Raw genomic sequence first — 20357 nt, 5'->3', positions numbered from 1 at the left:
CGGCGCCCGCTACACTTCCGGCATCCCCGGAGGTTGCATGCGCCTGATCGACACCCACACCCACCTCGACTTCCCCGAGTTCGACGCCGACCGCGCCGCGGTGCTGGCGCGCAGCCGTGCGCTGGGGGTGGAGAGGCTGATAGTCCTCGGCGTCTACCAGACCAACTGGCAGCGCCTGTGGGACCTCGTGCAGGGCGAGGACGAGCTGTACGCCGCCTTCGGCCTGCATCCGGTCTATCTGGAGGAACACCGCCCGCAGCATCTCGTCGAGCTGCGCGGCTGGCTGGAGCGCCTCGCCGGCGAGGAGAAACTCTGCGCCCTCGGCGAGTTCGGCCTGGACTGGTACGTCGCGGACCTCGACCGCGAGCGTCAGCAGACGCTGTTCGAGGCTCAGCTGGCGCTGGCCTGCGAGTTCGAGTTGCCGGCGCTGCTGCACGTGCGCCGCGCCCATGCTCCGACCATCGCCACCCTCAAGCGCTTCCGCCCGCCGCGCGGCGGTATCGTGCACGCCTTCGCCGGCAGCGTCGAGGAAGCCCGGGAGTACCTCAAGCTGGGTTTCAAGCTGGGCTTGGGCGGCGCAGCCACCTGGCCGCAGGCCAATCGCCTGCGCAAGACGGTGGCGCAGTTGCCACTGGAGGCCGTGGTGCTGGAAACCGACGCCCCGGACATGGCGCCGAGCATGCACGCCAACGCGCGCAACAGCCCGGAGTATCTGGCGGAAATCTGCGCCGTGCTGGCCGAATTGCGCGGCGTGACGCCGGCGGAGCTGGCCGCGGCCAGCACCCGCAACGCCTGCGAGCTGTTCGGCTGGAGCTGAGTTCAGAGCAGCAGGATGCCCAGCGCCAGCGCGCTGTACCAGATCAGTCCGGCGCGCTGCAGCAGACTCCACAACTCGTCCAGAGTCTCCAGACCGCCCTCGCCGGCCGGCGTGTCGCCCGCCGCGCGACCGGCGTCGGCCACCAGCTGGGCGGCGCTGGCCGGGAAGTCGAGCAGACGCGGCCAGAGCACGCGATTGGCGCTGACGAAGTTGCCGGCCAGCGCCAGGCTGAGCGCCAGCAGGCGCGCCGGCAGCCAGTCCAGCACATGGCGCAGACGCACCGCATAGCGGCGCAGCTCCGCGCCCGCGGCATGCTCACCGAGCAGGGCCAGCAGACGGTAGGCCACCGCCGGCAGCGGACCGGCCAGCGCGTACCAGAAGATCACCGCGAAGAACCCCTCGTAGGCCTGCCAAAGCAGGAAGCCCTGCACTTGCCTGAGCAGCCCCGGCGCGTCCTCGGCCTGCACGCCGAGATCGCGCTGGGCCTCCAGGTAGGCCGCCTCGGTATCGCCGCGCTGCCAGCGGGTGCGAAACGGCGCCAGGCTGTGCTGCGGGTCGCTGCGCCCCAGGCTCCACAACACCAGGCCCACGTGCAGCGGCAGCAGCAACCAGCCGTAGGCCAGCGGCGCCAGACTCCAGAGCAGCAGGCCGAGCAGCGCCAGCGGTAGGCCGAGCACCAGTAGCAGCTGTACGGCGGGCTGTTCCTTGAACCGCGCACTGTGTTCGAGCCTGCCCAGAATGCGCCGGAACAGACCGTCGCGCTGCAGATGCACCCGCCAGCGGCAGAGCTTCTCCAGGGCGAGGATCAGCAGCAGTACCAGGAAGTTCATGCCGAAACCTCGGCCAGCAGCGCCGCCCGGTAACGCGTCCAGTCGAACGCCGGACCGGGGTCGGTCTTGCGCGCGGGGGCGATGTCACTGTGACCGCAGATACGCTCGGGGGTGATGGCGGGATAGACGCGCATCAGCTCGCGGGTCAGTTCGGCCAGGGTCTCGTACTGGGCGTCGCTGTAGGGCAGTTCGTCGGTGCCCTCCAGTTCGATGCCGAGGGAGAAATCGTTGCATTGCTCGCGTCCGGCGAAGCAGGACACCCCGGCATGCCAGGCCCGTTCGCCACAGGAGACGAACTGGGTCAGGCTGCCGTCGCGCGCGATCAGGAAATGCGCCGACACCTGCAGATGGGCGATGCCGGCGAAATACGGGTGGGCCTGCGGATCGAGGCGATTGAGGAACAGGTTCGCCACCTCGCCGGTGCCGAACTGCCCGGGCGGCAGGCTGATGTTGTGGATGACCAGCAGCGACACTTCGCCGGCCGGTCGGGCATTGCAATTGGGTGATGGACTGTGCAGCGCCTCGGCGCACCAGCCGGTGAGGGGGTCGATCTGCATGGACGGCTCCTTGAATACCGTCACTCTAGAGCAGCCCACAGGCTCCGCCAAGCACGACGCCGGCCTCAGGCGGTACGCATCTCGCGCAGGTTGCTGATGATCGCCCGCAGCGCCTGATCGAATGGCTGCGCGTTGTCCATCAGATGGGCGGCACCACTGGCGAAGGCCTGAGCCAGACCGTCACGGTCGTAGGTGGCAACCTTGGCGCCGGCGCGGTTGACGAAGATGAACTGGCCGCTGACACGGATGAAGGCCGCCATCTTGCAACGCTGCCGGCTGCCATCCCCGACGCAGAACTCGACCCAGCTACCCGCGCCCAGGCCGTCGACCAACGCCCAGTGCGATGCTTCGACCGCGATGACCTCTGCCTCTGGCGAAGCCTGGCTGACCGTCGCCTCCCCGCTCACGCTCAGCATCTCGACGACAGTCGGAGCCTCGCCCACCTGCACGCCCGCGGGCGAGACGAGGGGCGGCCGAGCTTCGACGGCATCGTTCGCTTGAACCGTCTGCTCGTCACGGGATACCTCGCTCGCGCCCGCCCCCCAGACGTCGCCTTGCCCATCCATCCCGGACGACGGGACCGCCGCAACGGCTGGCACTTCGCCGAATTCCAGCAGCGGTATCTCCGGCTCGGCAACGGCGGCGCCGGCGGCCTCCGGCGACTCCCCGGCAGACTCGAGGACAACCTGCTCTTCAGCCTGTACAGCATCGCGCGCATCGGACACTTCGCTCGGCGGGAGCGTCATCGCCGGCCCGCTCACACCCTCGCGGAAGTCGGCAAGCAGCTTGCGCTGCCACTGGGCCAGCGCCTCGAAGAAACGCCTCTGTTCGAAAGCGTCGCAGGTAACCTGCTCGAGCCCGCGCTTCAGGGCGTCGAGCAGTTCGCTGCGCCGCGGCCCCACCAACAGGCGGGCATCCTCCCTGTTGCGCAACGGCTGCATGCGCGCCAGCAGTTCGTCGAGGGTCGCGACAGCCTGCACCCACTCTTCGCCCCCCTCGCCCTCGCGCAGCAGGATCAATTGCAGAAGCGCACCCCAGCCCCGCTCCAGGCCCTGCACGATGGCTGCCGGCAAGGTCAGCGCCTGCAGGCGTTCGCTCAACAGGCGATCCACCTGCTGTCGCACCGTTTCGCGCAGCGCACGCGCCTCCTCCGCTTCGAGCAGACGCTGCTCGAGCAGTGCCGCGCGCTTGCGCTCGCTGGCAGTGAAGCGGCCGAAGTCTTCGAGCAGACGGTCGAACACCGACGGATCGTCGGTGAATTCCTCGCGCAGCCTTTTCGATACTTGATCGATCTTGCCGCGCAGACGGTCACGCTGCATGTCCGCCAGCTCTTCGCTGTCGCGAGCGGCAAGGGTCACCTCGTTGAGCAGCTGCCGGGCGGGATGGCTCTGCTCGGCGAACACGTTCTGATCGATGAGTGCCGCCTTGAGCAGCGGGACCTGCAACTCGCCGATCGGACCGCGCATGGGCTCGGGCAGCGTCGCGTCGCCCAGCACCTGCTCGAACAGCATCGACACCAGCGTGATCATTTCCTCGTCCAGCCGGCCGATCACCCGCGGACGAGGACTGTTGGCACTGGCACGTGCCAGCAGGGCATCCAGCTGCTGGCGCAAGCCGGTACCGCCGGCCGCGGCTGGCTGACGCTGCAGGATGGAAAGCAGACGGGTGAGGTCGCCCTGCGTGACCGGCAGCGCATCGGCAGGAACCGCCTGGACATTCGTCCTTACCTGCCCCAGCAGCTCGCGCAGTTCGCCGAGTTCGACCGGTGCTTCGGCATCCGGCCGGCTGGTGACGGCAGGCGCCACAGGCCGCTCGCGGCTGGCGGGACGCGAAGCCTTGAGCTGCAGGTCGGGGAGAATCCCAGCCGCCGTCATCTGGTCGTTGAGCGCCGAATACAGCTCAACGAGCGTCTTGACCAAGTGCTTCTCGAACAGCTTGAGCAACACCAGGCGTATCTGGATCTTCAGCTGCAGCGGACTCAAGGCACCCAGCATCAGCGTGCACAGGGTACGTGCCGAAAGCGGATTGTTGTCCTCCGTCACCGGCACGCCGACCAGCGCCTGCAGACGCTGCTGCAGCGGATTGAACTCGGTGCCGCTATCGCCGAGCGAACGCATCACCATCGTCTTGACCGCCACCGACTCCTCTAGCTCGTCGTGGCTCACCAGCGTAAGCAGACCGGCGGGCAGGACGTCCATGACGGCCTGGTTGTGATTGGAACCGATCTCGCGAAACGCCTTGTCCAGGCCGTCCAGCAACTCCTTCTCGATGCTCTCGCGCTTGAGTCGCAGGCTACGCATCGCGTCAAACAGCTCCTGCTGCTCCGTGCTGCTTGCGACACGCTGGCCCGCCTCGAACAGGCTGTCGTCCGCTGCATCGAATACGCGCTGCAGCCCCTGCTTGATAAAGTCCCGCGACGAGTCGCGCAGCGGCTGCAGACCGGCAGGCATGGAACGCTCCGCTGTCGGCGCGCGCATCGCGGCGCCTGCGTTCAACGGAATGACTTTCGCTCCACTGGACATGGCACTTTCCTTGGGCCGGCAACCGGGGGGCGGCGCGACTCTCTTGACCGGAACTTGGGCCGCGTTTCGGGCGGCGGCAGGCAACGGCGCGATTATAGGGAGAGCCGTTCGTCGATAACGCGGATGGATTCAAGGATCCTGCGGCAGATCACAGAAGCGATCCGCTTCTTTGCCATCCGCGAAAAAACCTGTCCGCAGCGAAACGCATATAATCCGCCGAAAACGTACAGGGAGCCTGTCATGCCCAACCTCCGCCTTGCCGACCTCGGCGCCGAAATCACCGCCAACGTGCGCGCCGCGCTTGCCGAGGATGTCGGCAGCGGCGACATCACCGCCCAGCTGATCCCCGCCGAGCGCGTGGCCCGCGCTCGGGTGATCACCCGCGAGGCCGCCACCATCTGCGGCACCGCCTGGGTCGACGAGGTGTTCCGCCAGCTCGATCCGCGCGTGCAGGTGCAATGGATGGTCGCCGAAGGCGAGCGCGTCATGCAGGACCAGACCCTGTTCACCCTCGAAGGCCCGGCGCGCGCCCTGCTCAGCGGCGAGCGCAGCGCGCTGAACTTCCTGCAGCTGCTTTCCGGAGTGGCCAGCCGCTGCCGCGAATACGCCGACCTCGTCGAGGGCACCGCCGTGAAGCTGCTCGACACCCGCAAGACCCTGCCCGGCCTGCGCCTGGCGCAAAAATACGCGGTCACCTGCGGTGGCTGCCACAACCACCGCATCGGCCTGTACGACGCCTTTCTGATCAAGGAAAACCATATCGCCGCCTGCGGCGGCATCGCCCAGGCCGTCGCCGCCGCCCAGCGAATCGCTCCCGGCCGACCGGTGGAGGTGGAGGTGGAGAGTCTCGAGGAGTTGCAGCAGGCACTGGACGCCGGCGCCGACATCATCATGCTCGACGAACTCGACCACGACGACATGCGCACCGCCGTCGCCCTCACCGCCGGCCGCGCCAAGCTGGAAGCCTCCGGCGGGATCAACCGCGACAACCTGCGCAGCTACGCGGAAACCGGCGTCGACTACATCTCCATCGGCACCCTGACCAAGGACGTCAAGGCCGTCGACCTGTCGATGCGCCTGAGCCTGTAACCACCCGCCTGGCGGCGAAAGCAAAACGGCCAGTCGCCCCGCGAAGGGCGACTGGCCGTTTTGTCTGAAGAAATGGTGCCGGTGAAAGGAATCGAACCCTCGACCTTCTCATTACGAATGAGCCGCTCTACCGACTGAGCTACACCGGCACATCAGAAAGTGGCGCGAAGGCTATCACTGAGCCCGGCGCAGACGCAAGGCGGGCGCGTAGGGCGCCGGGTCGACGATCGGCGCCTGCCCCAACAACAGATTGGTCAGCAGCTGGCAGGAAGCCGGCGCCAACACCAGGCCGTTGCGGAAATGCCCGCAGTTGAGCCACAGGCCGTCATGCCCGGGGACGGAACCAATGAAGGGGATGCCGTCCGGGGAGCCCGGGCGCAGACCGGCCCAGTGCTTGACCACCTCGGCCTCGGCCAGCGCCGGCAACAACTCGATGGCGGAGGCGCGCAGACTTTCCAATGCCTCGCTGGTCGGCCTCTTGTCGAAGCCCTCGTACTCCAGGGTACTGCCCACCAGGATATGGCCATCGCGGCGCGGAATCGCATAACGGCCGCCCGCCAGGACCATCGCTGGCAGGAAGTTGGCAGCGCATTTGAACAGGATCATCTGTCCCTTGACCGGCTCCACCGGCAGTTCGAGACCGAGGGTCTTGAGCAGTTCGCCGCTCCAAGCGCCCGCCGCCACCACCACGGCATCGGCATACAGTTCGCCTTGGGCGGTCCGCACACCGACGATACGCTCCCCCTCGCGCAGGAAAGCGAATACCTCACACTGCTCGCGGATGTCGACATTCGGCAGGCGCTCGAGCGCGGCCCTGAGCGCCTTGATCAGCCGGGGATTGCGCACGTTGGCAACGCCGGCCATATGGATCGCGTGCCGGTAACCCTGGCGCAGCACCGGCACCGCCGACTCGACTTCGGCCATCGGCACCGCACGCAGCGGTCGCCCTTCGCGCGCGGCCCACGCCAGCGCCTCAGCCTCGTCCTCCAGATCCAGCCAGTACAGGCCGGTGACATGCACCTCGGGATCGACGCCGCCCTCCTCGATCAGCTTGTCAGCCAGCCGCGGATAGAAATCCTGCGACCAGTGCGCCAGCGCGGTCACCGCCGGCCCATAGCGCCACGGATACAGCGGCGAAACGATCCCGCCGCCCGCCCAGGAAGCCTCGCTGCCGACAGCCGACTGGTCGAGCAGGGTGACCTTGCAGCCGGCCTGGGCCAGCAGCCGCGCCGACTGCAGACCGATGGCCCCGGCGCCGATAATGAGGATGTTGTGCATAAGGAATACAGCCAACTTGAGGATGGAGGCCCGCGCCGGGCGGAGAACGAACCCGGCAAGTCTATACCTCGATGGAGGTATTGCAGAGATTCCCGAGTGAAGGCTTGCAAAACCTATCCACAGGCGTCATCCCGGCTCAGGAGCAGGTTCCGCTGCTCCCTTTGTCGACTGTCGTCCGGCCAGTCGCACTGATGGTCACTTGGCGATCCTGGCTACCCACCGTAGGAGTGGCTCGACACACCTTCAACGTGGCCTGACCTGCCCCGACACCGGAAGGCTGGAAATCTACCTGGGTAGCCGTGGAGATAATCTTGTAGCCGGTGGAAGCTGCAGCTTCGCGATGAATCAGAGTGGTGCCCTGCAGTACTATCCAGCCCTGCTCCCAGCTTACCGATCCCGATGCACAAGTGCTGCCATCGGTGGAGACGCACATGCGCACCACCGCATTGCGCTTGATCGCTTCACTCCGTGCCAGCTGGGCACTGGCTACCAAGCTGTTGGCATAGGAGCGCAGGCTGCTGGAGAGTCTCATCTCCTGGAAGGACGGCACAGCGATGCCCAACAGTACAGCCAGGATTGCCACCGCTACCATCAGTTCGATCAGCGTGAAGCCGCGCTGGCTAGCCGCCAGCGCTCTCCAACCGATAGGGAGCACGACTCGGCCCAATGCCCGTGCTTGAGTCTTCATTGTTCAACGTTCCAGTAGACATGCCGCTTGGGCTGGGTCAGCGAACTGAAGCTCGGGTCTGCCTCATCACAATCCAAGGTACAAACGAAGGGCACCACCGTATCATCATCGAGCTGGACATTGCCGGATACCGGCGACGGCGAGAGGCCGCCACCCTCCAGCATTTCGTAGCGATCACCACCGTCGTAGCCACTGGCATCGCGGTAGGAGATCCGATAACTCTTGTTGGTCCCCAGATTGGTGCAGCTGCTACCTGCGGACGCTGACGGCGTATGGGTATTGAAGGTGCTATAACCGAACACTGTCACTGCCGAGGTCACCACCTGCTCATCGTTGGCCAGCTCCAGGTACCAGCCACGCGGATGGTTGGCTAGTTCGGTCGCGCTCGGCGTACCACTGCCGATACTCAGTAGCGAGCTCAGGCAGGCCGTACCATCACCGTCACAATCATCCACCGCCAGCCAGGCATCGTCACCGGGCTTGTCCGCAATATTGAAGAAATAGTTGGTTACGCTGGTCGCCGCGGTATAGCCAGCCAGGGGCTTCTCCCGATCGCCGGAGCCAATCTGCAAGTAGTAGACACCCTGTGAGAGCACTACTTCCGGGCCGAACATGAACTTCCGATTGGCCGAGCAACTGCTCATACCCGAGCAGCCCAGCGAGGCGATCTTGTCCATGCTCCAACTCGCCGGAGCCGCATCGCCGATGGTGATGCGGTAGATATTGCCACCCATGTCCGCTGCATAGGCATAGCGAGCCAGCCCATTGCTATCCGGCACCACGGTCACATCCGCTACCACCGGCCGATCGGTGTCGAAGCTTTTCAGGAGGTCGCCGTTATTGGCATCCAGCACATAGATTTTCTTGCCCTTGCTTGAACTCGTGCAGTTATTGTTGCTGGTACCGTTATCGATATCCTCACATCTGTCATAGCCGCCACCGATGATCAGCATCGGCTTGTTCAGAGTGGAGGCCCCCGAGGTAGCTTGATATCCCGCAGCCTTCAGCACGGTGGCCGATGACCAGGTCTGGCCGATATCGGCAAACCCCGACGTGCAATCGGTATCGTTGAGCAGGTTAGGACAGCCGACCTTCCACTTCAGCGAGGGACTGGCAGGGGTGGTCACGTCGAAGGCATAAAACGCGCGCCCGCCGCGCCGCATGCCGGCATAGATCAGGACCTTGTCACTGCCGCCTGCAGCCACCTGCCCCATGTAGGCAGTCACCGCACCGTCGACCCCATAGTCCTTGGGCGTGCCGCCGGTGCTTCCGAGATAGCTGACGGACCCGGTGTTGTCCCGCAAGCGCTTGATCTTGCCGTAGAACTCCGGCGGCAGGAACGCCCACATCTCCTCGCCGGCAGAATAGTTTCCGGAACTGGCACTGCGGTTACCGTTGATAGCGTGCAATAGCCCATCGTTACCGCCATAGAACACCACCACGTTGGGCGAGTTCTCGCTGCCGTAGTTGACCGCGACCGGCCGCGAGTGGACCACGTCGCCGTGCACTGACGGCCGCACTTCGTTGGTTACCGTATCGGTGTCCTCATCGTTCACATCCAGACCGCGCGCCCAATCGATCAACTTCGTCCGCTCTGTGCTATCCGCCGCCCCCAGCAAGGTACTGGTAATATCCGCATTGCCAGTATCGAACGACGTCAGGCTATCGCTACTCGAGTCGCACGAAGCAAAGGTCGGGCTGCAAGTCAGGACGTTTCGGGTCGTGTCGGGATGGCGCAGGCCATAACCCTGGCCGCCCTTTTCCACCACGGCGCCGTCTGGCGAATCGGAAACGTCGGAGTTGGCGATGGTCAAGCACTCGCCTTTGGGATTGAAAGTCCAGTAGCTATCGGTAGTCTCAGGAGTCCAGTAGCTGCGCGCACACTCGGTGATGAAGTTGGTCGAGGTGTTAATCGCGGCACTGCCATTGGCGTCCACCAGCTTTAGCTCGTCCCCCGAATAACCGAGTTTGTACTGCTTGAGGTTGCCGGCCCAGCGCGGCAGCGAGTTCGCATCCGGGCGGAACATGCCGATGAACACCTGGTTCAGGTACGTACCTTGAGCATTCACGCTGACCGGCAGACTCACCGAAGCGAAAGCGCTGTTTACCGACTGGATCTCGGAAAGGATGGAATTGAAGGCTGCGATGATCTCCGACGCGCTATTGGTCACCGCAAAATATTTGCCATCACTGACGCTCGCCATGCTTTTCAGAAGGGCCGAGTGCGCCGGCCCCTGACCAGTGCTGGCCGGGTTGACATCGATCGTGTAGGTGGTGATTGATGCCGGGAAGGTTGACTTGAGGAACTTGGCCCACTCGTTGGCAGTACTGGTGGTTTCGCCAGTCGGCGAAATCTCGATGCGTGCCGACTTGGCTATAGCCGTTGCGTTATCGTAACCGCCCTCATCCTGGTAGGCCTGGATCAGCATGCTGCGCGGCAGATCCGAGACGGCATCGCTGTCGTTGTTCGAAACCGAGCCGTTGCTGAGGAAGATGATGAAGTTGCGCTGGCAGCCGTCAAGGACCGGATTTGTATAAGTCGTGGCCGTCGCTCCTGCCAGGGCGTTGCCTGCCAAGGCGTACACGGCATTGGAGTTTGCATAGGCCGGGTTGCCAGCGGCATTGTTACCCGTGGTGGATAATACGTTGCCGGTATAGTCGCGCTTGACCTTGCCCACGCCGCCATAGGCGGTACCGCCATCGAAATAGCGGTAGGCCTCGGCCATTGCCATGCCGTATACCGGATTGTTGCCCTTGTCGTGGTTGCTGTTCAGATTCTGCACTAGGTTTACATATGCTGCCCTGTTGGTCTGATCCATCAGGCGCAGCGCAGCGCGGACATAACCGCCGTCTCGCGTGTCGTTCGGCGAACCGGTCTCACCGAACATCATCAGGCCGACGCGAAACTTGTCGAGTGGAAGTCCGCCGAGCACACTGACCAAGGCACTCTTCTCGTTGGTGAAGGGCTGCGGGTTGTTGCCACTCCCCCAGTTGGCGGTATTGTCCATGATAATCAATACGTTCGGCTTCATCGTGCTCCCTGTGGCGGGCGACACGAACAGGTCAACGTCTTCAGCCTGGGCCGAAAATTGCGTGGCCAGCGCAGCTGCAGCCACCAAAAACCGCAGAATTGTAGGTTTCATGATTTCCCCTGGAAATGGCCCAATCACAAGCACACGGCATTCTTTTGAATTTGGGAGAGCAGGACCCGCACCCCGGTCTTGACCGTCACCGACGCTCCGGTGACTGGATCGTCGACTGTTGCCTCGATATCCCACACCGTATTCCACTGAGAGTCCGGCGTGACGATCCCGGAGCGCACCCCACTCTCAAGACCTTCGACCGTTGCCGGCACCTCGACTGCCTCGGAACAGACCGGCTCGGCCATGGAAACGACATAATCGATCGCACCATCGTTGTTCATATCCACATTGATCGACTCGGCGGCTGGGTCGTCGGTAAACGGCGACTCCGACAGACGAGCGATAGCGATATTCGCCGCCGCCATGACCTCGTCACGAGCCTGCATATTGCCGACGGCCTTGAGGTTGGTCGAACTGAGGGTGAAGGCGCTGGCAACCAGCAAGGTGAAGAGCAGCAGCATGATCAGACCTACCACAAGAGTCGCCCCGCGCTGCCGAGGAGCAGTTAATTGCTTGATCATGGCGTCGCCCTTCTACTAGAAACATTGTTAAGACGTACCACGGTGGAAAAGACATGGCGTTTGAAGCCATCATTGGCAGCAGCGATCGTCTGTCCGCCCAAGGTGTAGGTTTTATTGTCCACATGGCCGGCTGTGCTGGCCGAGCTACGCACCAGCAGATGCAGCTTCACCGCCACCACGTTTACCAGCTTGTCGACTGGACAATCGGTAGAGCCGGTGCAATGGACAAATTCATCGGCTGCACCGTCGCCACGATTGACCGGGGTCGCCTTGGTCGTGCTATCAACCCAGGCGATCGCCGCGCTGTAGCGATTATCAGGATCGGCATCGCTTATGATGTCCGTCGCATTCGCGCTCACCCGATCCACGCCCAGTTCGACGCGGAAGCCCTCGACACCCTCGATTAGGGCAACCGGCGCTTGGGCGGTGACCGCACCACTCGCGAGATCGAACTCGGAGCGTACGAGGGTGGGAATGCCGTCGCCGCTCGTCACCGCATAATCGCGCACATAGTAGAGGTGCGAGACATACTTTCTTTTCGGCGCCAAGGTCGTGCAATCGCGTTCATGGAGGTTATGTCCACTTGTGGCCAGCACATATTCCGACGTATCGACAGTCGAGTCGTCGCAACGCGATGCCTGGAAATACAGCTTGGAATCGACTCCTGTCGAAACGCATCCCGTCGCTCCGGCCTCGCAGGTTTCGGCATGCCGGACAACCAGAATATCGGTATTGCTCTTTTGGTTGGTGATAACGCCGCTGCAGCCCGTGGGAACCGAGCTGTGTGTTTGAATCGCGATACCCAGACGATTGGTACGAACAGATGACGTCCAGGACGAGTAAGCCAGGCACGGCTGGGGAATTCCGGTGGGAATTGCCGTCGGCGTCGTACTCACAGTCCAGTCGTCAAAATCCGGAATGTAGCCACCCCAAAACCCGGCGTGCGCAATATCGTTTGCCAGCAATTGAATCGCGAGACGACCGTTCTCAGCCAGAACATTGGTCTTTGCCATCTCATCATTTGTGCGCGCTATATTGAGATATAATGTCAATATGGCAGCCATTATCAGTAGCCCCACTACGGATGCCACCATGAGTTCGATCAGACTAAAGCCGGCCTGGGCAAACTGTTTCGACGATGATTGACGCATGACGCGCCCCTTCCTCACCCGGTCACTCATAGATCAGCCACTCGCACAATAGTGGTCACTACTCGCCGGCACAGATCATTAATGCAGGCCGAGCCGCTGTTATATTGTCCGGAGCCACAGGCAACACTGGCGGGTGGAGCAGAAATCGGCCCCATTCCCTGCCAGGCAACAGTGACCATGTATTGGTTGTCGCCGATATCCTCGACACAGCCGCGCGCGCCTACCATGGCCCCGACCTGAGTCGAGCTTCCTCCACTGGCGATGCTTTCCGCTGCGCCCTGCAATGCCGTGCACCACTCACTTTGGTCGATATCCACTCTGACGGTGGAGCTAGTGGTGCAACTGGAGGTACCGACGCCAAGCGAGGAACTGGTTCCCGTTACATAGTCCGCTGCACTGCTTCGATTGGCCGCGATGCGGTTGGCCATATCGTTGAGTAACAACAGTGCTTGGGAACGCTGATAGGCCTCCATTTCGGACAGCTGCAGCCGCGACTGCAGGCCGGCGACCCCCAGCAGCCCAATGGAAAGAATGAGGAGGGTCACCATCACTTCGATCAGCGATACACCGCTCTGCCGGTGGGAATCAGGTGTGCGCCGCATACTTACCACTTCCCTGACGGAGTCTTGAGCCCTTCGCTGGTCAAGGCCAGATCGCCATCATTGGCTTGAGCGCCAATAGCGGTGAAATCGATGGTAAAAGTCGGCAAGGATCCCGTACCCAAGGTGATGTCGTAGCTGTAGCGGCTGCTGACATCGCTAGGCAACGCATAGCCGGCAGCTTCCAGCTGGGTCTTGCTCGCATAACTGCGATTGGCCAACAAGTACTGCTGCTGGCGGTTGGCGATATCCATCATCTCCGCCTGCGCTGCCGCACGATGGCCACGGAGGACATACTGCTGGTAGCTCGGCCAGGCAATGGCCGCCAGAATGCCGACGATTACCACGGTGATCATCAGCTCGATAAGGGTGAACCCACGCTGTCTGTTTCGTTCCACTGCGCCACCTTCCACGTATTTCGTTCGACTATGTTTGCTTGCCAGTCTGCCCCGGAGCTGGGCGGTCTCTTGCACTCAACTGCATTATCGCGGCTCACCCATCGTTGCGGTTGACCTGGGGCAGACGCACCTTCCAGCGTTGTGTCGCGGATGATTACATCCCTCTGGTGCAAAGGTGAGCACACAGTCGACAACTGGTGCATTTCCCGTATTGGCCGGCTAGCAGCTGTGAAGTAGCGCAAATTTCCGCGACACTCGGAAATGCGCTTGTGGGCGGAAGAAAGAAAGTTTGGTTAGCCTTCGCGCATTGCCCGCCGGACGCGGGATCTCTATAGGACAGCGCGCATGGATGCCTTGTCTGATCGCAATCGCGGCTTCACGCTGATCGAAGCCTTGGTGACGCTGGCGCTGCTCGCCATCCTCAGCGGCTTGGCCGGCCCGAGCCTGATTCAAATGGTGCACGCCCAGCAAGTGCGTGGCGCAAGCATCGATCTCGCCAGCGCATTTCTCCTCGCCCGCCAGGAGGCCATCACCCGCCAGCGAGCGGTGATCATTGCCAGGGTCGACGAAGACTGGGCGAACGGGTGGCAGGTCTTCGTCGATCAGGATGGTGACGGCATGCAGGGCAGCGGCGAGCTACAGCTGCTGGTCAGCGACAGCATCGCCAGCGGCGTGCGCATCGCCGGCAACACCCCAGTCAGCCGCTACGTACGCTATACGCCCAGTGGTGAAGCCAAGCTACTGACCGGTGCCTTCCAGGCCGGCACCATCACCCTGTGCCACAGCGACGGGCAGCAGGCAGTGCGCAAGCTGGTGCTCGCACCCAGCGGGCGCATGCGTACGGTCATTGAGGCAGCTGGGAGTTGCTGAGGAAGCTGCTCAATCCTCCTGCACCACCCGCAATTCCTTGGGCATGGAAAAGGTGACGTTCTCCGCCCGGCCATCCAGTTCGACCAGTTCAGCGGCGCCCCACTCGCGCAGGCGCGCAATTACGCCCTGCACCAGCACTTCCGGGGCGGAGGCGCCGGCGGTGATGCCGATCTTCTGCTTGCCGTCGAACCAAGTGCGCTGGAGATCTTCGGCGCCGTCGATCAGATATGCCGGGGTGTCCATGCGCTCGGCCAGCTCGCGCAGGCGGTTGGAGTTGGAACTGTTGGGACTACCGACCACCAATAGCAGATCGCAATCCTCAGCCAACTGTTTGACCGCGTCCTGGCGGTTCTGTGTGGCGTAGCAGATGTCGCTCTTGCGTGGTCCCTGGATGGCCGGGAAGCGGGCACGCAGGGCGTCGATCACCTTGGAGGTGTCGTCCATCGACAGGGTGGTCTGGGTGACGTAGGACAGAGCCTCCGGGTTACGCACCTCGAGCCCGGCGACATCCTCTTCGTCCTCGACCAGGTAGATGGCGCCGCCGTTGCGGGTGTCGTACTGGCCCATGGTGCCTTCCACTTCAGGGTGGCCGGCATGACCGATGAGGATGCACTCCTGGCCATCACGGCTATAGCGCGCCACTTCCAGATGAACCTTGGTGACCAGCGGGCAGGTGGCGTCGAACACCTTGAGACCGCGGCGCGCCGCCTCGTCGCGCACTGCCTGGGATACCCCATGGGCGCTGAAGATGACGATGACGTCGTCCGGCACCTGATCGAGCTCCTCGACGAAAATGGCACCACGCTCACGCAGGCCCTCGACCACGAACTTGTTGTGCACGACCTCGTGGCGCACGTAGATCGGCGGACCGAACACGTCGAGAGCACGATTGACGATCTCGATCGCACGATCGACACCGGCGCAGAAGCCACGGGGGTTGGCGAGGGTGATTTGCATGGCTGGTCTCGGCACGCGCATTGAAGGTTGAAGCAGGCGGAAAACCTGGCGGTCTTCCGGGATAACGGTGGATAACGCCGCGTGGTTATCAAACTACGATCCGGAGAGCTCACGGCCTCCGCTGGTGAGTTATGGCGCTACGCCGCTAACCCACCTTACAGGAAAGCAATCAGACCGGCTGCACGTCGACGATTTCCACGTCGAAGGTCAGGCGCTTGCCGGCCAGCGGGTGGTTGAAGTCGATGGTGACCTGGTCGGCGTTGAACTGCTTGACCACGCCCGGCAACTCGGCGTTGGCGGCATCGTTGAAGATGATCAGCAGGCCTTCGGATAGCTCCATGCCCTCGAAGTTACCACGCGGCATGATCTGCACGTTCTGCGGGTTCGGCTGACCAAAGCCGTGCTCCGGCTCGATGGCGATCGAGCGCTTGTCGCCGGCCTTGAGGCCGTAGAGTGCTTGCTCGAAACCGGGCAGCAGGTTGCCGTCGCCGACCTTGAAGGTGGCCGGCTGCTTGTCGAAGGTGCTGTCGACCACGTCGCCCGACTCGAGCTTGATGGCGAAGTGCAGGGTTACCTGGCGATCGGCACCGATGCGCTGTTCAGTCATTGCGGTCTCCGCTTTTCTCGGATTTGAACATGTCCAGGGCCAGCAACACGGCGCCGACGCTGATGGCGCAGTCGGCGACGTTGAAGGCCGGGAAATACCAGCGGTTCTGCCAATGAACCAGGATGAAGTCGATCACGTGACCGTAGGCCACGCGGTCGAACAGGTTGCCCAGCGCACCGCCCAGCACCAGCGCCAGGCCCAGCGCCAGCCAGCCCTGGCCGCGCCGCGGCAGGCGCTTGAGCCAGACCACCAGCACGGCGCTGACGCCGATGGCGATCAGTGCGAAAAGCCAGCGCTGCCAGCCGTCGTGGTCGGCGAGGAAGCTGAAGGCAGCGCCAGTGTTGTAGGCCAGCGTCCAGCTGAACAGATTGGGGATGACTTCGATCTGCTGGTACAGGCGCAGGCTGCTCTCGAAGTGCAGCTTGGTCAGCTGGTCGAGCACGAAGACGATCATGCTCAACCACAACCACGGCAGGGCGCCGAAGCGCCCGGCGGTCTCACGCATGCCGACGCACCTCACCGGTGCCACCGACGTTGTCCACACAGCGACCGCACAGTTCCGGATGCTCGGCGTGCGCACCGACGTCCTCGCGGAAGTGCCAGCAGCGGGTGCACTTGGCATGCGTCGACTTGAGCACGCGCAGCTTGAGACCGGCGACATCGCTGTCGACCGCCTCGACCGAAGCTTCGCCCAGCGGTGCCAGGGTGGCATAGGAAGTGATCAGCACAAAGCGCAGTTCGTCGCCCAGCTTGGCCAGCTTCGCGGCCAGCGTCTCCTCGGCGAACAGAGTGACCTCGGCCTGCAGGTTGCCGCCGATGGTCTTGGCATTGCGCTGGTTCTCCAGCTCCTTGTTGACCGCGGCCTTGACCGCCATCACCTCGGCCCAGAACTCGCGCCCCAGCTCTTCGCCGGCGTCCAGCTCGAACAGACCCTCGTACCAGGTATTGAGGAACACCGACTCGTTGCGCTCGCCCGGCAGGTACTGCCAGATTTCCTCGGCGGTGAAGGCGAGGATCGGCGCGATCCAGCGCACCAGGGCCTCGGCGATGTGGAACAGCGCGCTCTGGCAGGAGCGGCGCGCCACGCTGTCGGCATCGGTGGTGTACTGGCGGTCCTTGATGATGTCGAGATAGAAGCCGCCCAGCTCCTGCACGCAGAAGTTGTGCACGCGCGAGTAGACGTTCCAGAAGCGGAACTGCTCGTAGGCCTCGGTCAGCTCGCCCTGCAGCTGCGCAGCGGCGTCCACCGCCCAGCGATCCAGCGCCAGCATCTGCGAGGGCGGCAGCAGGTCGGTGGCCGGATCGAAGCCGCTCAGGTTGGAAAGCAGGAAGCGCATGGTGTTGCGGATCCGCCGGTAGGCGTCGGCGCTGCGCTGGAGAATCTGCTTGGATACCGCCATCTCGCCGGAATAGTCGGTGGAGGCCACCCACAGGCGCAGGATGTCGGCGCCCATGCTGTCGGTGATCTCCTGCGGGGCGATGACGTTGCCCAGCGACTTGGACATCTTGCGACCGTTCTCGTCCACGGTGAAGCCGTGGGTCAACAGGCCGCGGTACGGTGCGTGACCGTCGATGGCCGCGCCGGTCAGCAGCGACGAGTGGAACCAGCCGCGGTGCTGATCGGAACCTTCCAGATAGAGGTCGGCGCGCGGGCCCCGGTCATGACCCATCGGATGCGAGCCGCGCATCACGTGCCAGTGGGTGGTGCCGGAGTCGAACCACACGTCGAGGGTGTCGCTGATCTTGTCGTAGTCGGCGGCCTCGGCACCGAGCAGCTCGGCGGCGTCCAGCTTGAACCAGGCCTCGATGCCCTCCTGCTCGACGCGCTGGGCGACCTGTTCCATCAGCTCGACGGTGCGCGGGTGCAGCTCGCCGGTCGCCTTGTGCAGGAAGAAGGGGATCGGCACGCCCCAGTTGCGCTGGCGCGAGATGCACCAGTCGGGACGGTTGGCGATCATCGCGTGCAGGCGCGGCTTGCCCCAGCTGGGGTAGAACTCGGTCTGCTCGATGGCATTCAGCGCGCGCTCGCGCAGGGTGGCGCCCTGCTCCGGCTGCTTGCCGGACGCGGCCCGGTCCATACCGACGAACCATTGCGCGGTGGCACGGTAGATCAGCGGAGTCTTGTGGCGCCAGCAGTGCATGTAGCTGTGGCTGATGGCCTCATGCTTGAGCAGCGCACCGACCTCGCGCAGCTTGTCGACGATGTGCGGATTGGCCTTCCAGATGAACTGGCCGCCGAAGAACGGCAGGTCCTGTACATAGACGCCGTTGCTCTGCACCGGGTTGAGGATGTCGTCGTTGCTCATCCCGTACTGCTTGCAGGTACGGAAGTCGTCCTCGCCGTAGGCCGGCGCCGAGTGGACGATGCCGGTGCCGGCGCCCAGCTCGACATACTCGGCGAGGTAGACCGGCGAGAAGCGCTCGTAGAACGGATGGCGGAAACGAATGTTCTCCAAGTTCGCGCCCTGGGTACTGGCGATCGCCTCGCCCTCCAGGCCATAACGCTTGAGGCAGCTGTCCACCAGCTCGGCAGCCAGCAGCAGCAGCTTGTCGCCGACGTCGACCAGCACGTACTCGAATTCGGGATGGATGTTCAGCGCCTGGTTGGCCGGGATGGTCCACGGCGTGGTGGTCCAGATCACGATGGCGGCCGGCTTGGCCAGGCTCTGCAGACCGAAGGCGGCGGCCAGCTGGGCGGCGTCCTCGACGGCGAAGGCGACGTCGATGGCGTCGGACTTCTTGTCCTGGTATTCGACCTCCGCCTCGGCCAGCGCCGAGCCACAGTCGAAGCACCAGTTGACCGGCTTGAGACCCTTGAAGACGAAGCCGCCCTTGACCATCTCGGCCAGGGCGCGGATTTCGCCGGCCTCGTTGGCGAAGCTCATGGTCTTGTACGGATTGCTGAAGTCGCCCAGCACGCCAAGACGGATGAAGTCGGCCTTCTGGCCCTCGATCTGCTCGCTGGCGTAGCTGCGGCACAGCTCGCGGGTCTTGTCCGCCGGCAGGTTCTTGCCGTGGGTGACCTCGACCTTGTGCTCGATGGGCAGACCGTGGCAGTCCCAGCCCGGCACGTAGGGAGCGTCGAAACCGGCGAGGGTCTTGGAGCGGACGATGATGTCCTTGAGAACCTTGTTGACCGCGTGACCGATGTGGATGTTGCCGTTGGCGTAGGGCGGACCGTCGTGCAGGACGAATTTCGGACGGTTGGCGCCGAGGGCGCGCAGCTTGCCGTACAGGTCGATATCGTCCCAGTACTTGAGGGTTTCCGGCTCGCGCTGCGGCAGCCCGGCCTTCATCGGGAATGCCGTTTCCGGCAGGTTCAGGGTCGCTTTGTAGTCGGTCATTTCAGGTTCTCTAACGGTTGACCCTGCCAATGGGCACGGGCGGCGGCGATGTCCGCATCGATCGCCGACTTCAGTGCCTCCAGGGAGGCGAAACGCTGTTCGTCGCGCAGCTTGCGGTGGAACTGGGCCACCAGGCGCCGGCCATAGAGGTCACCGGCAAAGTCCAGCAGATGTACTTCGAGATGGGCGCGGCCATCGCCCTTGACGCTCGGCCGCGTGCCGATGTTGGCCACCCCGGGCCAGCGCCGGCCGTCCAGCTCGACGCTGACCAGATAGACGCCCTGCAGCGCCGGACGCAGACGGTTGAGCTGCAGGTTGGCGGTCGGCGTGCCCAGTTGGCGACCGAGCTTCTGGCCGTGCAGCACCCGGCCGCTGATCCGGTAGGGACGCCCGAGCAGGCGCTCGACTTCGGCGAAGTCGCCCGCGGCCAGCACCTCGCGCACTCGCGTGCTGCTGACCCGCTCGCCGTCCAGCTCGATGGTGGCGGCCGACTCCACGGTGAAGCCCTCGCGCGCGCCGGCCTCGACCAGCAGAGCGAAATCACCGGTGCGGCCCTTGCCGAAGCGGAAGTCGTCGCCCACTTCCAGATGCTCGACACCGAGGCCCTCGACCATGATCTGGTGGATGAACTGCTCGGCGGACAGCTCGCGCAGGCGACGGTTGAAGGTCAGGCACAGCACTCGATCGACGCCGGCCTCGCGCAGCAACTCAAGCTTCTCGCGCAGGCTGGTGAGGCGCGGCGGCGCGCTGTCAGGGGCGAAGAACTCGCGCGGCTGCGGCTCGAAGATCACCACGCAACTGGGCAGCCCGGCCTCGGCCGCGCGCTCGCGCAGACGCGCCAGAACCGCCTGGTGGCCCCGGTGAACGCCGTCGAAATTGCCGATGGTGGCAACACAGCCCCGGTGAGAGGGCCGCAGGTTATGAAGACCTCGGACCAGCTGCATAGCACGCGTCTTGTTTATAAAGTGGTCGATTATACCCATGCA

General features: G+C 63.8%; 18 protein-coding genes and 1 tRNA gene. 3 read left to right on the top strand and 16 right to left on the bottom strand.

What is annotated here, in order from left to right; all coding sequences use genetic code 11:
• The first annotated feature begins 37 nt into the window (after positions 1 to 37).
• Complete coding sequence (locus tag LMJ29_RS01185) at positions 38 to 817, top strand: TatD family hydrolase (RefSeq protein ID WP_229603133.1); 780 nt, start codon at positions 38 to 40, stop codon at positions 815 to 817.
• Between the two features lie 2 nt (positions 818 to 819).
• Here the strand turns inward: LMJ29_RS01185 and ampE are convergent, their stop codons facing one another.
• The 3 genes from ampE to LMJ29_RS01170 form a co-directional block, all read right to left on the bottom strand.
• A complete protein-coding gene (gene ampE / locus LMJ29_RS01180) occupies positions 820 to 1647 on the bottom strand; it encodes a regulatory signaling modulator protein AmpE (RefSeq protein WP_229603132.1) in 828 nt (275 codons plus the stop codon).
• A complete protein-coding gene (gene ampD, locus LMJ29_RS01175) occupies positions 1644 to 2204 on the bottom strand; it encodes a 1,6-anhydro-N-acetylmuramyl-L-alanine amidase AmpD (protein ID WP_229603131.1) in 561 nt (186 codons plus the stop codon). Before ampD ends, ampE begins: the two co-directional genes overlap by 4 nt.
• A 65-nt stretch (positions 2205 to 2269) precedes the next feature.
• A complete protein-coding gene (locus LMJ29_RS01170) occupies positions 2270 to 4726 on the bottom strand; it encodes a DUF1631 family protein (RefSeq protein WP_229603130.1) in 2457 nt (818 codons plus the stop codon).
• Positions 4727 to 4966: 240 nt separating this feature from the next.
• Here LMJ29_RS01170 and nadC point away from each other — a divergent pair, with 240 nt between their 5' ends.
• Positions 4967 to 5815, top strand: a complete 849-nt coding sequence (gene nadC, locus LMJ29_RS01165) for a carboxylating nicotinate-nucleotide diphosphorylase (protein ID WP_229603128.1) — start codon at positions 4967 to 4969, stop codon at positions 5813 to 5815.
• 73 nt (positions 5816 to 5888) lie between these two features.
• Here nadC and LMJ29_RS01160 read toward each other — a convergent pair.
• The 8 genes from LMJ29_RS01160 to LMJ29_RS01125 form a co-directional block, all read right to left on the bottom strand.
• Positions 5889 to 5964, bottom strand: a tRNA-Thr gene (locus LMJ29_RS01160).
• Positions 5965 to 5989: 25 nt separating this feature from the next.
• Positions 5990 to 7093, bottom strand: coding sequence for a glycine oxidase ThiO (gene thiO / locus LMJ29_RS01155; protein ID WP_229603126.1), 1104 nt, complete (start codon positions 7091 to 7093; stop codon positions 5990 to 5992).
• A 136-nt stretch (positions 7094 to 7229) separates the two neighbouring features.
• Positions 7230 to 7781, bottom strand: a complete 552-nt coding sequence (locus LMJ29_RS01150) for a GspH/FimT family pseudopilin (RefSeq protein WP_229603124.1) — start codon at positions 7779 to 7781, stop codon at positions 7230 to 7232.
• Positions 7778 to 10924, bottom strand: a complete 3147-nt coding sequence (locus tag LMJ29_RS01145; RefSeq protein ID WP_229603122.1) for a pilus assembly protein — start codon at positions 10922 to 10924, stop codon at positions 7778 to 7780. The genes LMJ29_RS01150 and LMJ29_RS01145 overlap by 4 nt, the downstream gene beginning before the upstream one ends.
• 23 nt (positions 10925 to 10947) lie before the next feature.
• Positions 10948 to 11445: a PilX N-terminal domain-containing pilus assembly protein gene (locus LMJ29_RS01140; RefSeq protein ID WP_229603119.1), complete on the bottom strand. Its 498-nt coding sequence runs from the start codon at positions 11443 to 11445 to the stop codon at positions 10948 to 10950.
• Positions 11442 to 12596 (bottom strand): PilW family protein, encoded by a 1155-nt coding sequence (locus tag LMJ29_RS01135; protein WP_229603116.1) that lies wholly within the window; start codon positions 12594 to 12596, stop codon positions 11442 to 11444. Before LMJ29_RS01135 ends, LMJ29_RS01140 begins: the two co-directional genes overlap by 4 nt.
• 26 nt (positions 12597 to 12622) lie before the next feature.
• Positions 12623 to 13198, bottom strand: coding sequence for a type IV pilus modification protein PilV (gene pilV / locus LMJ29_RS01130; RefSeq protein WP_229603114.1), 576 nt, complete (start codon positions 13196 to 13198; stop codon positions 12623 to 12625).
• Between the two features lie 2 nt (positions 13199 to 13200).
• Positions 13201 to 13593: a type IV pilin protein gene (locus tag LMJ29_RS01125; protein ID WP_319942205.1), complete on the bottom strand. Its 393-nt coding sequence runs from the start codon at positions 13591 to 13593 to the stop codon at positions 13201 to 13203.
• A gap of 345 nt (positions 13594 to 13938) precedes the next feature.
• Here LMJ29_RS01125 and LMJ29_RS01120 point away from each other — a divergent pair, with 345 nt between their 5' ends.
• Complete coding sequence (locus tag LMJ29_RS01120) at positions 13939 to 14463, top strand: GspH/FimT family pseudopilin (RefSeq protein ID WP_229603110.1); 525 nt, start codon at positions 13939 to 13941, stop codon at positions 14461 to 14463.
• 9 nt (positions 14464 to 14472) lie between these two features.
• Here the strand turns inward: LMJ29_RS01120 and ispH are convergent, their stop codons facing one another.
• From ispH to ribF, 5 genes are all read right to left on the bottom strand, one after another.
• On the bottom strand, positions 14473 to 15420 hold the full coding sequence (gene ispH, locus LMJ29_RS01115) for a 4-hydroxy-3-methylbut-2-enyl diphosphate reductase (protein ID WP_229603108.1): 948 nt from the start codon (positions 15418 to 15420) through the stop codon (positions 14473 to 14475).
• Between the two features lie 169 nt (positions 15421 to 15589).
• Positions 15590 to 16027 (bottom strand): FKBP-type peptidyl-prolyl cis-trans isomerase, encoded by a 438-nt coding sequence (gene fkpB / locus LMJ29_RS01110; protein ID WP_229603106.1) that lies wholly within the window; start codon positions 16025 to 16027, stop codon positions 15590 to 15592.
• Positions 16020 to 16532, bottom strand: a complete 513-nt coding sequence (gene lspA, locus LMJ29_RS01105; RefSeq protein WP_229603104.1) for a signal peptidase II — start codon at positions 16530 to 16532, stop codon at positions 16020 to 16022. The genes fkpB and lspA overlap by 8 nt, the downstream gene beginning before the upstream one ends.
• Positions 16525 to 19371, bottom strand: a complete 2847-nt coding sequence (gene ileS, locus LMJ29_RS01100) for an isoleucine--tRNA ligase (RefSeq protein ID WP_229603102.1) — start codon at positions 19369 to 19371, stop codon at positions 16525 to 16527. The genes lspA and ileS overlap by 8 nt, the downstream gene beginning before the upstream one ends.
• Positions 19368 to 20315, bottom strand: coding sequence for a bifunctional riboflavin kinase/FAD synthetase (ribF, locus tag LMJ29_RS01095; RefSeq protein WP_229603100.1), 948 nt, complete (start codon positions 20313 to 20315; stop codon positions 19368 to 19370). The genes ileS and ribF overlap by 4 nt, the downstream gene beginning before the upstream one ends.
• Positions 20316 to 20357: the final 42 nt, after the last annotated feature.

Origin of the sequence: Pseudomonas oryzagri, assembly GCF_020831405.1 — a bacterium.
Lineage (GTDB): Bacteria > Pseudomonadota > Gammaproteobacteria > Pseudomonadales > Pseudomonadaceae > Geopseudomonas > Geopseudomonas oryzagri.
This window is presented reverse-complemented; position numbering and strand designations above follow the sequence as displayed.

Coding starts and splice junctions, on each gene's coding strand:
- LMJ29_RS01150 (WP_229603124.1), bottom strand. CDS start 7,781: ATGAAGACTCAAGCACGGGCATTGGGCCGAGTCGTGCTCCCTATCGGT.
- LMJ29_RS01145 (WP_229603122.1), bottom strand. CDS start 10,924: ATGAAACCTACAATTCTGCGGTTTTTGGTGGCTGCAGCTGCGCTGGCC.
- LMJ29_RS01135 (WP_229603116.1), bottom strand. CDS start 12,596: ATGCGTCAATCATCGTCGAAACAGTTTGCCCAGGCCGGCTTTAGTCTG.
- thiO (WP_229603126.1), bottom strand. CDS start 7,093: ATGCACAACATCCTCATTATCGGCGCCGGGGCCATCGGTCTGCAGTCG.
- ileS (WP_229603102.1), bottom strand. CDS start 19,371: ATGACCGACTACAAAGCGACCCTGAACCTGCCGGAAACGGCATTCCCG.
- ispH (WP_229603108.1), bottom strand. CDS start 15,420: ATGCAAATCACCCTCGCCAACCCCCGTGGCTTCTGCGCCGGTGTCGAT.
- ribF (WP_229603100.1), bottom strand. CDS start 20,315: ATGCAGCTGGTCCGAGGTCTTCATAACCTGCGGCCCTCTCACCGGGGC.
- LMJ29_RS01140 (WP_229603119.1), bottom strand. CDS start 11,445: ATGATCAAGCAATTAACTGCTCCTCGGCAGCGCGGGGCGACTCTTGTG.
- LMJ29_RS01120 (WP_229603110.1), top strand. CDS start 13,939: ATGGATGCCTTGTCTGATCGCAATCGCGGCTTCACGCTGATCGAAGCC.
- nadC (WP_229603128.1), top strand. CDS start 4,967: ATGCCCAACCTCCGCCTTGCCGACCTCGGCGCCGAAATCACCGCCAAC.
- LMJ29_RS01170 (WP_229603130.1), bottom strand. CDS start 4,726: ATGTCCAGTGGAGCGAAAGTCATTCCGTTGAACGCAGGCGCCGCGATG.
- fkpB (WP_229603106.1), bottom strand. CDS start 16,027: ATGACTGAACAGCGCATCGGTGCCGATCGCCAGGTAACCCTGCACTTC.
- pilV (WP_229603114.1), bottom strand. CDS start 13,198: ATGCGGCGCACACCTGATTCCCACCGGCAGAGCGGTGTATCGCTGATC.
- LMJ29_RS01185 (WP_229603133.1), top strand. CDS start 38: ATGCGCCTGATCGACACCCACACCCACCTCGACTTCCCCGAGTTCGAC.
- ampD (WP_229603131.1), bottom strand. CDS start 2,204: ATGCAGATCGACCCCCTCACCGGCTGGTGCGCCGAGGCGCTGCACAGT.
- lspA (WP_229603104.1), bottom strand. CDS start 16,532: ATGCGTGAGACCGCCGGGCGCTTCGGCGCCCTGCCGTGGTTGTGGTTG.
- ampE (WP_229603132.1), bottom strand. CDS start 1,647: ATGAACTTCCTGGTACTGCTGCTGATCCTCGCCCTGGAGAAGCTCTGC.